Origin of the sequence: Ruegeria sp. HKCCD6428 (genome assembly GCF_013110595.1) — a bacterium.
In the GTDB taxonomy this organism is placed as follows: domain Bacteria; phylum Pseudomonadota; class Alphaproteobacteria; order Rhodobacterales; family Rhodobacteraceae; genus Ruegeria.
Genome location: NZ_WVQX01000006.1, coordinates 1 through 14,888 on the forward strand (window position 1 = coordinate 1; position 14,888 = coordinate 14,888).

The 14,888-nt window shown below is 54.5% G+C and carries 11 protein-coding genes; 9 read left to right on the forward strand and 2 right to left on the reverse strand.

Annotated elements, in window-relative coordinates; genetic code table 11:
* Nucleotides 1–823: 823 nt before the first annotated feature.
* Nucleotides 824–1,852, reverse strand: a complete 1,029-nt coding sequence (locus GS620_RS13990; RefSeq protein ID WP_171116976.1) for an AraC family transcriptional regulator — start codon at nt 1,850–1,852, stop codon at nt 824–826.
* 115 nt (nt 1,853–1,967) lie between these two features.
* Here GS620_RS13990 and GS620_RS13995 point away from each other — a divergent pair, with 115 nt between their 5' ends.
* The 8 genes from GS620_RS13995 (at nt 1,968) to GS620_RS14030 (ending at nt 11,987) form a co-directional block, all read left to right on the forward strand.
* Nucleotides 1,968–3,341 (forward strand): amidohydrolase family protein, encoded by a 1,374-nt coding sequence (locus GS620_RS13995; protein WP_170568146.1) that lies wholly within the window; start codon nt 1,968–1,970, stop codon nt 3,339–3,341.
* A gap of 66 nt (nt 3,342–3,407) precedes the next feature.
* Entirely contained in the window at nt 3,408–4,919 is a 1,512-nt protein-coding gene (locus GS620_RS14000) for an amidohydrolase family protein (RefSeq protein WP_170568147.1), read from the forward strand.
* A gap of 119 nt (nt 4,920–5,038) precedes the next feature.
* Entirely contained in the window at nt 5,039–5,440 is a 402-nt protein-coding gene (locus tag GS620_RS14005; RefSeq protein WP_170568148.1) for a hypothetical protein, read from the forward strand.
* 26 nt (nt 5,441–5,466) lie between these two features.
* A complete protein-coding gene (locus tag GS620_RS14010; RefSeq protein ID WP_170568149.1) occupies nt 5,467–6,639 on the forward strand; it encodes a dipeptidase in 1,173 nt (390 codons plus the stop codon).
* 76 nt (nt 6,640–6,715) lie between these two features.
* Entirely contained in the window at nt 6,716–7,969 is a 1,254-nt protein-coding gene (locus GS620_RS14015) for a carbohydrate porin (RefSeq protein WP_171616457.1), read from the forward strand.
* Between the two features lie 646 nt (nt 7,970–8,615).
* Complete coding sequence (locus GS620_RS14020; protein ID WP_171116954.1) at nt 8,616–10,586, forward strand: alpha/beta hydrolase; 1,971 nt, start codon at nt 8,616–8,618, stop codon at nt 10,584–10,586.
* A 27-nt stretch (nt 10,587–10,613) separates the two neighbouring features.
* The gene (locus tag GS620_RS14025) at nt 10,614–10,910 is read left to right on the forward strand and encodes a hypothetical protein (RefSeq protein WP_170660744.1); all 297 of its coding nucleotides are present in this window, start codon (nt 10,614–10,616) and stop codon (nt 10,908–10,910) included.
* 51 nt (nt 10,911–10,961) lie between these two features.
* The gene (locus tag GS620_RS14030) at nt 10,962–11,987 is read left to right on the forward strand and encodes a hypothetical protein (RefSeq protein WP_171616460.1); all 1,026 of its coding nucleotides are present in this window, start codon (nt 10,962–10,964) and stop codon (nt 11,985–11,987) included.
* 254 nt (nt 11,988–12,241) lie between these two features.
* Here the strand turns inward: GS620_RS14030 and GS620_RS14035 are convergent, their stop codons facing one another.
* Entirely contained in the window at nt 12,242–13,585 is a 1,344-nt protein-coding gene (locus GS620_RS14035; protein WP_171116950.1) for an amidohydrolase family protein, read from the reverse strand.
* A 254-nt stretch (nt 13,586–13,839) separates the two neighbouring features.
* On the opposite strand from GS620_RS14035, the gene GS620_RS14040 reads away from it, so the two are divergent.
* A complete protein-coding gene (locus GS620_RS14040) occupies nt 13,840–14,460 on the forward strand; it encodes a hypothetical protein (protein ID WP_171616462.1) in 621 nt (206 codons plus the stop codon).
* Nucleotides 14,461–14,888 lie beyond the last annotated feature (428 nt).

Sequence of the window (14,888 nt, forward strand, 5' to 3'; positions counted from 1 at the left end):
GCTACATTCTGGTCGATGACGAAGTCCTCGAAGTTACGAATGACCTGTCTACCGTGGTCGATGCCGTCGGCATCGTCGGTGATCTTCTAAATTAGGCGAAAGTACGATGTTTCAGGGCAAGAACTACCTCGTTTGCCCTGACGCTGGCCGGGGCGATCATTTGTGAACCCCGGCCCAAGTTCAAAACCCGGATCCGAGGCGCTACGATGATAAAGGCCCTTCTTGTTCTTTTTGCGCTTGCTACCTTTTCGTCAGCACGCGCCCTACTCGCTCAGGAAAACGGTGCAACTGAAGTCCCGCAAACAATACGCTTTGAGGGCTATGTATAGCCCAGTCGCGAAGCAGAACTGTCGCCTTTGGTGGACAATGTGGTCAACCGGACTTTGCAAAGTCTGCTTTCTGCGCATTGCTGTCATTGGGGCATAGAGCAGCATCGGTCGAAGTGGACTCGGTACGGCCATTCGCCGCTTTTCGCATCGGTGGCCGCTCGCAGCCCAAACCGGACATTCGCAACTAAACTATGCAAATCCCCATAAGCGGGACAAAGCCACCATTTGATCAATGACCGCTTTCCAGAAGTGCGCTTCGTTCGCGGGCTTAGCGTATTTGTTGGATCGTTTGAAAGCTGCGGGGGCCGTATCAGCCCATATCCGAAACGCCCGTGAGAAGCCTGTTGAGTCGGTATGGCCGAGTCTTTACGCTTTTCGCGGCGTTGAAGTCCCACGGAAAAACGCCGGATATCCGAAGCGAGCCAACGCCTGCAGTAAGTTGGGACTTGCGTCGTCGCTTATGAATCTTGGAGCGGTAATCTTTAGCTTAACGATCAGTCAGAGTTGCATATCTGATTGCGTTTCTTGAATTCATTCGGAGTCATCCCGGTCCATCGCTTGAAACTCCTGTGAAAACTGGGTTGGTCCAGAAGCCCAACACTTTCACCAATTTCTTTTATCGAAAGTTGGCTGTTTACAAGCAATGTCTTCGCTCGCTTCGCCCGACATTTTTCCAGTTCTGCTTTGAAGCTTGTACCATTGGCTCGGAAGGTGCGTTTCAAACGGTCGGGGCTTTGCGAATACAACTCTGCAAACCAGTTCAGGGTGGCAGGTTGCTTGTCGAGATGCAGTTCAAGCAAATCGCGGGTTTGCTGAAGAAAGTCGTCGGCGCCTGTGACGTTCTCCGGGAGATTCTGGCTTTGCCCACCCCCGGACCGAAGCAGCAACCAGTTCGCTGGAAACTCGATGCGAGCGCCCAAGCGATTGGTCTGGCGTACCGAAATCTCCTTTTTCTGCCAATCAGGTATGCAATCAGGTTTGCAAACCCAGAAATGTAGCTTTTTGGAATCCCAGTCGGGACCGCAGACGGATCGAACTAGTCGAACCATAAATCCCAGATAATAGCCGTCGACTTGGCCAGGTGGAGAAGATGGCTTGAATGTGCGTTTTGCATCTAACCTGGCGACATGACCGTCGGTCTCGAGATTGTAGGTCGCCATGGACGAAATCCTGCCCACGTCCACAACTAGCGATATCAAAAGGTCACCGAGCGACGCGCTTTGAGTTTCAAGGATCGACAGGTTGGGCAATGTCTTGAGAGCCGCATTCGCACCGACGTCAAACCCCAAATGCGGGTTACTCAATGCCTTCGCGAAATTGTCGATCAGATCGTACCAATGCTGCCCTGCCATGAACGCTTCGCCGCGCTGCACGTCCTTCAGACTGAGGCCGGATGGCTCAAGAAATTTGTCAACTTCAAGGCCATGGCTGAGGGCAAGGGACACAAAAGGTTGCGCCATCGAGCATTCAACAGTTGGGAGTTTCATTTGTCGACCCGAACACTCACAGTTTAATTTTTCCATTCGCATTTTCGAGCATTTTTTTATGCATTTCAACCACAATGCTAATGACAGTCTGAGCGCCACACGCAAAGATACAATCGTGCAGAGCAGTGCATTGCCACGAAGGAACTCCAAAATGTTCAAAAGTTTAACGGTCGCCACTTTTCTTTCAGCGGTCGCAACATATTCATTTGCTCAAGAGGAAAGCTTTCCGATCCTCTTCACCAACGTGCATGTCTTTGACGGCGTGAACGAAGAGCGGATCGAAAATGCCAATGTTCTGGTGGTTGACAACCTGATTGCCGAAGTTTCGACCGAGCCTCTGGCTGTAGCGAATGTCCAGATCATCGACGGCGGTGGGCGCACGTTGATGCCGGGTATGCATGACCAGCACGTGCATCTTACAGTATTCAATCCGCTCAGCGACGGGTTACGCCAGAATATCACGCCCTTTCATCTTGGCGGCGTCGCCACGATCCGGTCCCAGCGCATTCTCATGAACGGGTTCACAACCGTGCGCGACCTTGGAGGACCGGCCAAATCCATCGCCCGCATAATTGACACCGGAATGTTTCCGGGCCCACGTATCTATTCCTCGGAAGCGTTTATCACCCAGACATCCGGCCATGCTGATTTCCGCAAACTAAACGACCGGCATCCCACATTGTCGGGTCAGGGGCCGTCGCATTGGGTCGAAACGGACATGAGCTTTATCGCCGACGGACCTGAGCAAATCCGAATGGCTGTGCGTGAAAACCTGCGTCGCGGGGCCACCCAGATCAAGATCATGGTCAGCGGCGGGGTTACGTCAGAGTTCGATCCGCTGCACTCACTTCAGTATCAGGCTGACGAGATTCAGATGGCGGTCAAAACGGCCGCGCAGTGGGGCACCTATGTCACCTGCCATGTGTTCACCGAACAGGCGATCCGCAACTGCATCGACAATGGTGCCAAGACGATTGAACACATCCCGTTCCTAACCAAGGAGGCTGCCGAGATCATGGTCGAAAAGCAGATCATGTTCGCGACGGCGGTGGCCCCGGTCTACTCGGTGACCACCGAACAAGCGGAAGCCTTTTACACGCCAGCGTCCTTCGTGAAATGGAAAAGTGTGCGGGATGCTGCGGCCAATATGATCGAAGTGATCCAGACGACGCCGGGCATGATTGATCTCTACACACTGGGCACAGACCTTGTGAACAACTGGGATCAGACGCTTGAGCAAGACAAGAAGATGAACGACGAAATCGGGTATCTGCACGAAGCGGGTTTCAGCGCATATGACATTCTGCGCATCGCAACGTCGAACGGCGCCCGCATGAACCAACTGACCGGCTTGAACAACCCGTATCAAGACGGCCCCCTCGGCGTGGTCGAGGAAGGTGCCTATGCCGATCTTCTGCTGGTCGATGGCAACCCGCTGGAGGACATCCTGCTGCTGGCCGAGCCGGACGCCAATCTGAAAATCATCATGAAAAACGGCGTGATTTACAAGAATACACTCGATTGAGTGTCGCGCGGGGTGAATTAACCTCGGCACCCCGCGCACCCCGATAGCGGAAGGGAAAGGAAGCCTATGAAATACCTCGGCAAATCTACAATGATGGCGAGCGCACTGGCTCTCACAACAAGCGCGGCTTTTGCACAAGAGGCCACAGGTGACATCCCCCCTGTTACACTCTTCAAGAATGTGATGGTTTTTGATGGAGTGAATGACGGCCTCAAGGACGTCGACGTGCTCGTGGTAGGCAACAAGATTCACAAGATTGACGCTGACATTCCTGAGGGCGGGAAGTGGGAAGTCGATGTGCGCACCGGGGGATCCAAGCGGTTGCCTGATCCAGTCGGCGGCATCGACGGCTACTCCTTCACCGTTCAAACGGAACGCGGCATCGAGACCAAAGAAGTGGATGTGACCGTCATTGACGGAGACGGTCGTACGCTCATGCCTGGGCTTATCGACAGCCATGTGCATGTGAACATGTACAAGAACGGGACTATCCCGGGGCTTCAGGACACCACATGGGAGGAGATTGGCGCACGTGCTGCCGCATTCGCGCAGGAAATGTTGGCGATGGGCTTTACAACGGTTCGCGATATGTGCGGCGCTCATGGTGGGCTGAGAGCGGTTATTGATGAAGGATCACTTCCCGGCCCAAGAATTTATTCCTCCGGCGCATGCCTTAGCCAAACGGGCGGACACGGCGACTGGGGTATCGCTGGTCAGCGCAAGAACGAGAGCAATCTTGAGCGACTGGAGATCACCAGATTGGTGGACGGGCCCGCCGAGGTGCTTCAGGGTGCGAGGAGGAATTTTGCTTTAGGGGCAAACTATCTCAAGATCATGGTCAGCGGTGGCGTGACATCGATCAAGGACCCGATATATCAGTCTGCTTTCACAAACGAAGAGATTTCTGCCGCAGTAGAGGTTGCAGGCGATATGGACTCATACGTCGCTATGCACGTATTTATGGACAGCGACCTGTCCCGTGCGCTCGATCTTGGTGTCAAAGTGGTAGACCACGGCCTGACCATTACCGAACCGACGATGCAGAAGCTGGTCGAAAAAGAGGCGTTCTTTTCGCCCAACCTGACTGCGCTTGCGCCCGAAGCTCTGGAACACCCGATGCATCAGGACCCGACTTTCCCGCCGACGGCGAAGTTTCTGTGGTTGCGGGAAAACAGCAAGCAGCTGATGGATCTTGTAAAAAAATACAAGCCGAAGATGGTGTTCGATTCCGATTACGTGCTTCTCACGGGTGTCCCTTATCGCCAGTCAATGGATTTTACGAAGGCGTTTGTCGCGCGTGAGTTTGGCAACCTCTGGGCATTGCAGATGATGACCTCAAATGGTGGCGAACTGGCGGCGCTGACCGGGCGAGGAAACCCTTACCCTGAAGGCAAGCTTGGTGTGATCGAAGAAGGCGCCTACGCCGACATTCTGATCGTAGACGGGAACCCACTTGAAGACATCTCGGCCATCGGCGCGGTGGACACATGGTTTGATGCGCCGCCACGCGGGCAGGATGTCCCAAGCATTCGAATGATCATGAAAGACGGCGTGATCTACAAGAACACGCTGGAGTGATAAGCAGAGGTTTTTTGTACTCTGCCTATGCCTGCGCCGGATCGCGCCTTTTTTGGCGCGAGCATCCAAACAGTAGCCTGTTTCGTCTCGCCGCAGGCTCAGCATTGAAAGGACGCACAATGAAACATCTTATGCTGGGCGCTCTTCTGGCGGGATACGCCACATTGGTCAATGCAGAAGACAGCCAAAACATGCGCACATTTCTCTTCATCGGCACGTCCAACAGTGCCGCGTGGGAAATGCAGATCGCAAATCCAGGTGATCGCGCAGCTAGCGTCAAAGGTGGAATTGAGGCGCTTGGCGGGGAGCTTCTCAGTTACTACTGGGGCCTCGGAAACGGGAAAAACTACATCACCGTTTCGCTACCTGACGATCCTACGTTCATTCAGGCGTTTTACGTCAGCCGTCTTGGGGATGGGCTGCTCGATGACTACCAGATGATCGAACTGATGAGCAGCGCGGACATGGCCGAAGCGTTGTCCCGCGTACCTGAGATCAAAGCGCAGGATGATCTGAAGTAACGGGTCGTGAAAAAGGAGATGAAAGCATGAAAAAGGTTACCAAACTTGCTCTTGCAGCGGTGGTTTTGAGCGGTCCGGTTTTTGCACAAGCACCGCCAAGCGAAGAGGAAATCGCCGCGCGTATCGAGAAACTTGTGGAAATGGCTGATCCCCGCGGGGATGAGGCGAGGCAGGGCGATTTGGCATATCGGGAGCGGTATGTCGACGCCCTAATGATCGATGCGCTTGCGGTCGGCTCGCCCGGGTTCGAGAGTATCGACTTCCTGCTCAAGGATTGGGAGAGCCTTGCCAATCATTACGAGGAGTATGGATACGCTGCGTTCAGCACAACGATATCCAACGGCTCCGAAGGTGCTCTCGCCGTTCTCGAACGGATTGATGTCATGAAGGCGTGGATTGACGAAAACTCTGACCGTTTCACGCTGGCGACGACAGTTCAGGATTTGATTGATGCCAAGGAGGCAGGCGTTGTTGCTGTGATGCTGAACTCGCAAAGCATGGATATGCTCGACGAGGATATCGCGAACGTTCAGCGCTATTGGGATCTCGGAATCCGCCAGATGAATTTTTCGTACAATCAAACCGGCCCCTATTCTGCTGGTATGGTCGACAATGACCCCTTGGCGAGTGACATGGGCGTTACCGAGCTGGGCGCAGCTGTGGTCGCCGAGATGAACCGTGTTGGCATGATCGTCGATTGCTCACACTCTTCATGGGAAACTTGCATAGAAGCAGCAGAGCTTACCACCAAGCCGATGATGATTTCGCATAGCAACTCGTACGCGTTGTACGAGAACCTTCGAAATGTATCGGATGAAGCAATCCGAGCCGTCGCTGCTACCGGTGGCGTTGTATGCGTGAATTTCCTTGGTGGCTTTCTGAATGGGCAAGTTCAGGCTACGCCGGAGGCCATTGCCAAGCATATCAACTACATCGGTCAACTTGTCGGAAAACAGGCAACCTGCTTCGGCGTCGATTATGTCGAGAACTATGCCGTCGCACTTGGTCCAATTATTGGGAATCCCGAAAAGTACCCGCCGGAACAGGGATATGGTCTGCCAACTCAGATGGCCCCGCCCGCCGACGCATGGGCGGTTTCCCGAGTTCTGGAGGAACAGCACGGTTGGAGCGAGAGCGAAATCCGCGGATTGATGGGTGGCAATCTGATGCGCCTTTATGAAGCGAATTGGGGAGAGTAGGTCGCTTTGAAAATATGCCGCGCACGGGCCGGTTGATTCGTGAATGACCCGCTGCCGCCCTAAACGAAGGACGAGTATGACCAAGAAGCACATCAAAATAGTTGCTTTCTTATTTGCCGGTGCCATCGCTTCGGGCGCGTCAGCCCAAGAAAACAGCACGGTACGGCAGTTGGAGGCGGCTGCCACCGCATCGCTTGGGGGGCCAGCGTCGGCTCAGGCGCAATTAGAGCAGGACAGGCTCCGGCGTCTTGAGGATTCCAGATTGCCGGGGCTGGATCGGTTTTTCGATCCCCTCGAACAGTCGCGCGAGGCTTTTGCCAAACGCACTGGGTTGAATTTGTCCTTCGACTACCAAGCGCTCTACCAGAAGTCTTCAGACAGCCTGAGTGGCACCGACGAGGCCGCTTCGGGGCAGGCGCGGATCATTGGCAACTGGGAATTGCTGAATCGTGGGACCGACAATGCAGGCAGTTTCGTCTTTATCCTCGAAAACCGTCATCGTTTGGGCACGGATATCGCGCCGGGCAGTCTCGCGGGCGAAATTGGGTATCTCGGTGTCACGGCAACGACATTCAGCGACACGGACTCTACACTGTCGGTCGCGTATTGGTCGCAGGCCCTGTCCGGGATCAACGGAGGCTTCGTGGCCGGTCGCATTGACCCCGGCGACTATTCCGATATCCTTGGCTACGTGAACCCGCGCACGACTTTTTCGAATTTTTCAATTCTGTTCAGTCCAGTCCTTCCCATTCCCGATCCTGGCTTTGGCGTTGCTGGCGGAGGTTACTTTACAGATCAGATCTATGCGCTTGGCTTGGTCAGCGATGCCAATGGATCATTGACGGATGTAGACTGGTTTCCCGGCGGTTCGGAGTTTTTCACCTACGGTGAGATCGGCTGGACGCCTGCCAGAGACCAGCGATACCTCACCAATGTTCATCTCGGTGTATTCCATGTGGATGACAGAGATGACGCTGGTGTGCCCAGCAGTCACGGAGCGATGCTGTCAGGCAATGTGACCCTTGACGAAAGCATTATGCTGTTCGGTCGCCTTGGCTGGTCCGACGGCGATGCCCCGATTGCCAGACGTGCGGTCAACGCCGGGGTCATGTGGCGCCCCGGGTTTTATGACGACTTGATCGGGTTTGGCGTGACGGTCGCCGACCCATCCGATCAAAACCTTGACACGCAAACCACCGTCGAAGCGTTTTATCGCTTAGATATTTCCGACAACCTCGCGATTACGGCAGATGTCCAGTATCTGAACAATCCCGGCTTCACCGATGATGACCCTCTGGTGTTCGGGCTGAGGTTGAGATTCAACTTATAAGACAGAAAAAACACGAAACCTCATCCTCATACTTGGTATTCTGTAGGCCAGCTTCCGCTGATTAACCCGCCCGTCAAGTCAATGCAGAGTTGCAGGCTAATTATGATTGGAAGGCTTCTCTGACAAAGTTGAAAACTCCGTTTTCGAGAAGCTTGTCACAGTTTTAGCAACACAGGTTCGCGTTGAAAGCCGAATGTAGCGTAACTCCCTTTCGAAACCCGGTGCTCAAAACCACAACCGTAGCCCGAGTTCAGTGAGAGAGAGGGCAAAGCAGACGTTCGCAACCTATCCTCCAGCGGCAAGTTTGGGCTCTATCCTGACGGATCAGTCGCTGAGGCTGAATAGCGGCTTTGTCCGCAAAGTGGCCGTTCATGCCAAGTGAAGCGAACGACTGCTCTGAGCCCAAAGCAGACCTTCAATTCCAAGCAAGGTGACTTCCGAAATGCTGACAAAGCTGTCGTTGGTTGTTTAGTTTTCGATCTCCGGATTCTACAGGGTGGTGCCCTTTGCAAAGATGCTCTGACACAACCTCTCAATCCGTAGTGTTTGGATTTGAAGCGACGGAAGGACAACTCTCAATCGCTTCGCAAATGCAGTCCACTGATCTAAGGTTATAGAAAAATCAACAGCCTCATGTGGTGTGACCATGAATCCCGAACAAATATTTGCCGTCCTGTCTGCTTTGCTTGGAGAGCCTTCTGATCCGACGGCTTTTGAAGCTCAATTCGTGGGTGGAGCCGACACGCGCTATCCGGTCGAAATCACTCCGTGCTCGCGCCCCGTGGTCCCTGATGAGATTGACGGAGAAACTGTAATCTGCGGTATCGTGGCAGTACCTGAGGACCACAGAGATGCTCAAAGCAGGACCCTGGACCTGAGCTTCATCGTTTTCAAGGCTCATTCGCTGGCACCCGTGGCAGACCCGGTTGTCTACCTTCACGGGGGACCGGGCGGCGGTTCAGTTGAATCTGTGCGCTCGCTCAGTCTGTTTTTTGACCATTTGCGGGGGCGAAGGGACGTCGTGGCGTTCGATCAACGCGGCGTCGATGCAAGTGCCCCGGATATGGATTGCTTCGGGACTCTGGCAAAAAATCTGGAGCCAATCGTCGATCAGTTGGGCGGGGCTGACCTACCTCAGCTGGAGACGGCACTTGTTCGCGACTGCATTTCGGAATTGACCGAACGAGGCTTCGATCTTCCGCAGTTCAACACGACCCAAAATGCTTTAGATGTGCGAGCTGTTATGTCGGCTCTTGGCTACGCTGAGTACAACATTTATGGCGTTTCATATGGCACCAAGCTCGCGCTAGAAGTCATGCGCTCTGCGCCAGCGGGTGTGCGTGCGGTCGTTTTAGACAGCGTCGCCCCACCCCAAATCGCGCTTTACGACACTCTGTTCGTCCCACACACCGAGGCCATTTTTAATACGTTTGCACCGTGTGAAGCGGATCCTGTCTGTGCGGAGGCGTATCCCGATATAACGCAGCGGTATTTTAACCTCCTTGAAGACTTAGAGGCACGTCCATTGGAGGCTGCGGGGATCGAGATATCCGGGCAAATGCTTTTCAGCATTTTTTCCGGCAGAAACGATTGGTCCGACCCAACGATCCGGGGCTTCACCACTTACGCGCCCGCACTGGTCAGAGAGCTTGAGGACGGAACGGTCGACCTCATCACACAAATCATCAACGGTGACCTTCCACCCCAGCCCTCCGCAGAAACGTTGTTGGCGGGTACGTTGGACCTGAGCGCCGATGAAAAGGCTCTGGCGCAAGCTGCAATCAACGCCATGTCGCAAATGGAAATTGCTTCCGACACTGCGTCCTCGGCTTTGGAGCAACTTGAAGCGGATCGCGACCGAGATCTAGAACCGGCCTCCTTGGGAGAGTTCTTTGACGATGCTCTTGAAGATGCTCTGGCCGGGTTGCCTGATCGAGCGGATCGTTTGGCGTTTGCGCAAGACTATCTAAACCTACGGTTTGAAACGCCGCGTGCTGGAGCGTTGCTGGACCTAGTCCGCGCCCATTTCAATGAAGCGACAGCAGGACGGTTGGCCTCATTGATCGCTTTGCTCGGCCCCGAAGATGTCGAGCGCGTTTTCAACTTGATCGCAACAGATAACGCAGCTTTGCAAACCATTATGGAGGGTGAATTCGAGCTATTGCTCTACGCTTGCCAGGAAGATTTTGTGGACGGTTTCAACTCAGCGGCGGGATTTGGCGCTTTGGTAGCAGAGTTGGGCTACGGTCCATTGATGACAGCGGCTCTAGCTGAAATTCCGAGCCTATTTGCAGATTGCAGTGAGTTCACACCAATACCTCGAGACAACTATCTTGAACCCGTGCTTTCCGACATCGCGGTACTGGTCCTGTCTGGTGAGATTGACACACAGACCGCATCTTCCTGGGGTGGGCTAGCGGCAGACACTTTGCACAACAGTCAGTCGTTCCTGTTCCCGGAAACAGGGCACGGGGCCCTTGTTTTCAGCCAATGCGCCCGCGATATTGGTGAAGCGTTTCTGGAAAACCCCGGGGCAGGCATCGATAGCACATGCGTCTCGGATCTAAGGCTACCGTATTTGATGCCGGACGGCAGCTTGCATAGTGTCGAGAATTGAAGACTGCGTAAGCAAATGGAGACTCCAATGAAGGCCCTGATCACAGCAACGATTTTGGCGGTTGGCTTTGCATCGTCTGCCCATGCATTTGATCGTCAAACGACTGACGCGCTTCAACTGTGCCACGACTATTTGTGGGATGTACCCAAATATGCTGACCTGCCAAACGCCGCGATTTCCGTATTTCCGGGCATTTTGAACGATCAAAGTATCGTCGTTTTCTGGAATGTGTATTGGGACGACCCAACAGTGCGCGCAGCTGGTAACTGCACGATCATTGACGGCGCGGTGAAGGGTTTTGAAGATTATCTGGCGCAGGAATAGGACAAGACCCTTGCCGTCTTTTGCAAAAACGTGGCGCGGGTCGGAGACTTTATGAAGCGGTCAGCGTTTCTCTGGCTAGCGGCTGCTCTTCTTATAGCGGCGGGCACGACCTGGCTTGTATCTCGCCCTTTTTTACGGATTGAAACACTCAGAGACTTGGCGGAGGCAGTACCGCCTGAACCGGCGCTCCTGAACGCATCAGAGTTGGAGCAACGCCTTCTGGCAGTCGGCCTTCACCCGACCGGTCTGCTAAGCGATCTCGGCGTCGATGACCACCTGGCTCGGCTGGAAGCCGACAAGGTCGACGCAGCTACACTGAGCGCGTATGCCGATGCCATAGGCGAATTGTCGGCAGTCAGCGCGGATCGCGGTCAAGCCTTGCCGCCGACGCTTTGGGATGTGAGCACGCCAGCGCTTCGTGAGGCGGGCTGGACTGTATACACACTCACCGAAGCAATGGCATCAGATGCCGGAGCAATTCACGTCGCACTTCTATCTGATGCTTACGCGGCTTTTCTCGAGCGCAAGCCCAATGCATTGGAAGGCGCATTGGCGCTGCTGCCGATTTCCCGTAACTATGTCGAAACGCTGCCAGAGAGTGCGCGAGCAGAGCGTGAACGCCATGCCAAGACAGAGGGACAGGCCACTCTGTTGATCTGGCAAGCTCTGTTATCAGGCACAAGCAGGTACAATCCCTTAACGCACCGCCCCCTGTGGAGCCACGGCTACATCGGCCACTTTAGTGTGCCGCACATCCATCAATATGCAACGGGCGAAGGCCTAACCGCGAGCCAGGTTTGGGGAGTTGACGGGTTCAATCCCGCGTTCGTCGGCCCCCCTACCAATAGCAACCAAGTGGAACATTTGGGCATTAGCGCATTGCTACAGGGCGTGGCGCATGTGCCGGGCGCAGTCTTAGCCGCCACTGAAGCATTCGAAGTCTTCGTCGATCACGATGACCCAGCCGCTGCCCGAGCGGATAGGGCATTGAACGACGTCGTGAGAACAGTACTTCTCCCCCGCATGGAGGAAGATCCGAACGCGCTGGTCTCTGCATTGACTAAAGCACTCCAATAGCGTTGCCACTTTGTCAGGCCAACTTTGATGCCGTTATCCGCATTATCGAGATAGTCTGTTTCTTTATCCTGGGCGGCAGTCCGGAAGCGGACATTCGAAATAGGTGCAGCAATCTGCCGCTTTGGGCTCAGACCGGTCATCTGACGGTTTCAGTAGGTCATTGAGTCGGTTCAATCGGCATCAAGGTCAGCAAGGCGGACTCTTCGGTCATTCGCGTGCAACACCAGTGTCTATCTTGACCCTTGGCAAATGGCTCAGGCCAGATTGTTCTTGTGAACTTTGCCGTTCTTCATAATCACATCGAAATTGTCCGCAGAGGCCATGACCGTAAGGTCGGCAATCGGGTCTCCGTCCACGAGCAGAATATCGGCGTAGGCTCCGGGTTGGATGACACCGACTGGACCAGCCTGGTAGGGATTACGCGGGCCGGTCAGGTCCCAAAGCTGTCCATTCAGACCTGTCGCCTGCCGCAGAATCTCGGCGTTGCTGAACCATGGCGTCCTGAGCTGCAATTCCTCCAACTGCGTTGCTTTCGTTTCCCTCGATCCGACGAAGTCTGTTCCGAGTGCAATCTTGGCGCCAGATTCTCGCGCTAGTCGAAGCATGGCATCGAGACCATCAAACGCCATCTGTTGGCGCTCTGCTTGGGCGGGCGAGAACCCTGCCGGAATGTCTGCCGCGAAGAAGCCAACCTGGGTTGAAAGCCAGACGCCTTTTTCCACGGCCAACTCCATCGACTCGGGCGTCATGAGGTTGCAGTGTTCGATACATTGGTAACCTGCCTCAATAGCCGCCCGAACCGATGTGTCCATGTATGCGTGCGAGGTCGCGTAAGTGTTCCAACGTTTGGCCTCGTCTACTGCCGCTTCGAGTTCTGCCGGCGAAAACTCGTTGATATCCAATGGGTCGTAGAGGCCGGTCACGGCGCCACCTGAAAAGACTTTGATGAAGTGCGCACCCTGCCGAAACTGCTCGCGTGCAGCCGCCAGAACTTCAGGAACTCCGTCTGCAAAAAGTGTGATCCCAAGTCGCTCCGCTTCCGTGAACGGCGGCCCGCCGAAGGCTCTCGGACGCACAGACCGCGGCCGAAGGTCGCCATGACCGGCGGTCATTGAGATCGCAGCGTTTGACGCCTGAATACGCGGGCCGGGGTGGAGGCCTTCGTCTATGGCGCGAGCCAAACCGAGAATGCCGCCACCGGTATCTCGAACACTGGTAAAGCCACGCATCAGGGTGGCTTCACTTTCGCTCAATGCCAATGCAGCAATGTAATCTGGACGTGCCGTCAGGAAGCCAGCTGGGTCCTGGTTCCACTGTAGGTGTACGTGCATGTCGAGGAGCCCCGGCATCAGGGTCCGCCCATCCCCATCGATGCGCGGCACCTCTTGCGCAGCATCGGCAGCGGGCGAGACATCCTTGATCACTTCCCCTTCGACAAGGACGTTCGTGAGCTCGGTCAATTCATCGGACATCCCGTCATAAACACGCACGTTCGTGAAGAGCGTGGCATCCGGGGCCTGAGCACGGACTCGCGCCGGGACCAGCGCCAGCGCAGTGGTCGATGCGAGACTGGACAAAAATGCGCGTTTGGTGATCATAACTTAACCCTCAAGATGACGAAGAAGTTGTTGAAGGCTACCTCAGGCGCGCGTGTAAAACCATCCGGTAAACCCGATGAAAAGGGTGACGTAAGGTATAGAGTTTTTAAGGCGTTGAACTGCAGGTCATCCTGCTTTGCAAGAACGTCCGCTTTGAGTGCGTTGTACAAATACCGACATAAGAACATAGTAAGAACATCTCTTTCTTTGCGGAAGCTTCTCCCTTATGATTTCGATAAAATCTGGAGAAGCAGATGGGCGGTATTGGAAGTGGTCGGCACTGGCATTGGGGAGCAAAGAACACGACTTCCGACTATCGCAGCATCGATGCGCGGCGCTGGGCGCGTGAGGGCTTTCTGACGCCTGGACGACGCTTTTCATGGCAATGGTCTACCGAAGGCAAAAAAGTCGCCAGCATCGATGTACTGGCAGAGCATGGGTGTGTGAGACTCATCTATCGCAGCCGAGACCACGGCGACGAGTGGGAGAGCCTCGACTACCCGGTGCGATTGCTTTCTCAGCCTTGTCATTACGGGGGCCATCGCTACTGGTTCGCTTGCCCAGCGCGCGGTTGCGGTCGACGTGTCGCTAAGCTCTATGGTGGGCGTATTTTCGCGTGTCGTCATTGCCACCAACTCGCATATCCGTCCCAGCGAGAAACTACTTTTCAACGTAACCAAAGGCGTGCTGATAAAATACGCGAACGCCTGGGTTGGTTGAACGATCCGGATCTGATGGAAGGAACGAAGCCGAAGGGGATGCACTGGCGCACGTATTATCGCCTTGTTGCGGAGTTGGAGCATTGGGAGGAAATGTCGAACAAGTCGCTGCTGCGATACTTGGGTAGGCTGGCAGTTAACCTTAAGGCAACGTGAACTCAGAGCACTTCGGGGGGCGGTGAATTCTTCACCGTGCTTCTTTCGCTAGACCCGCCGTTCAGGCTTTCGCGTGCTTCCGCAGTTCAACATTTGTTTACACCAACAGTCACCAACCTTCGGAATCCCTAAATATCCATCGGAAAACGCGGACACGGTGTTACAAAGGGTGGATATCGGGGTGGATAGAAAGGGCAGGAAAACTGATAATACCTTTTAAATCAAATATTTACATCTGAGATTTGGTGCCGCTGAAGGGACTCGAACCCCCGACCCCATCATTACGAATTTTGAAGTCCAGGTGTAGGAAATGACCCGACAGCACCTCCAATTCTCGGATAACACCTTAAGATAATTTGACTATCTTCAGAACGCACCTTTGACAGCATACGACAGCGCCGGAGAACGTTTGACGTACATCCCCTACT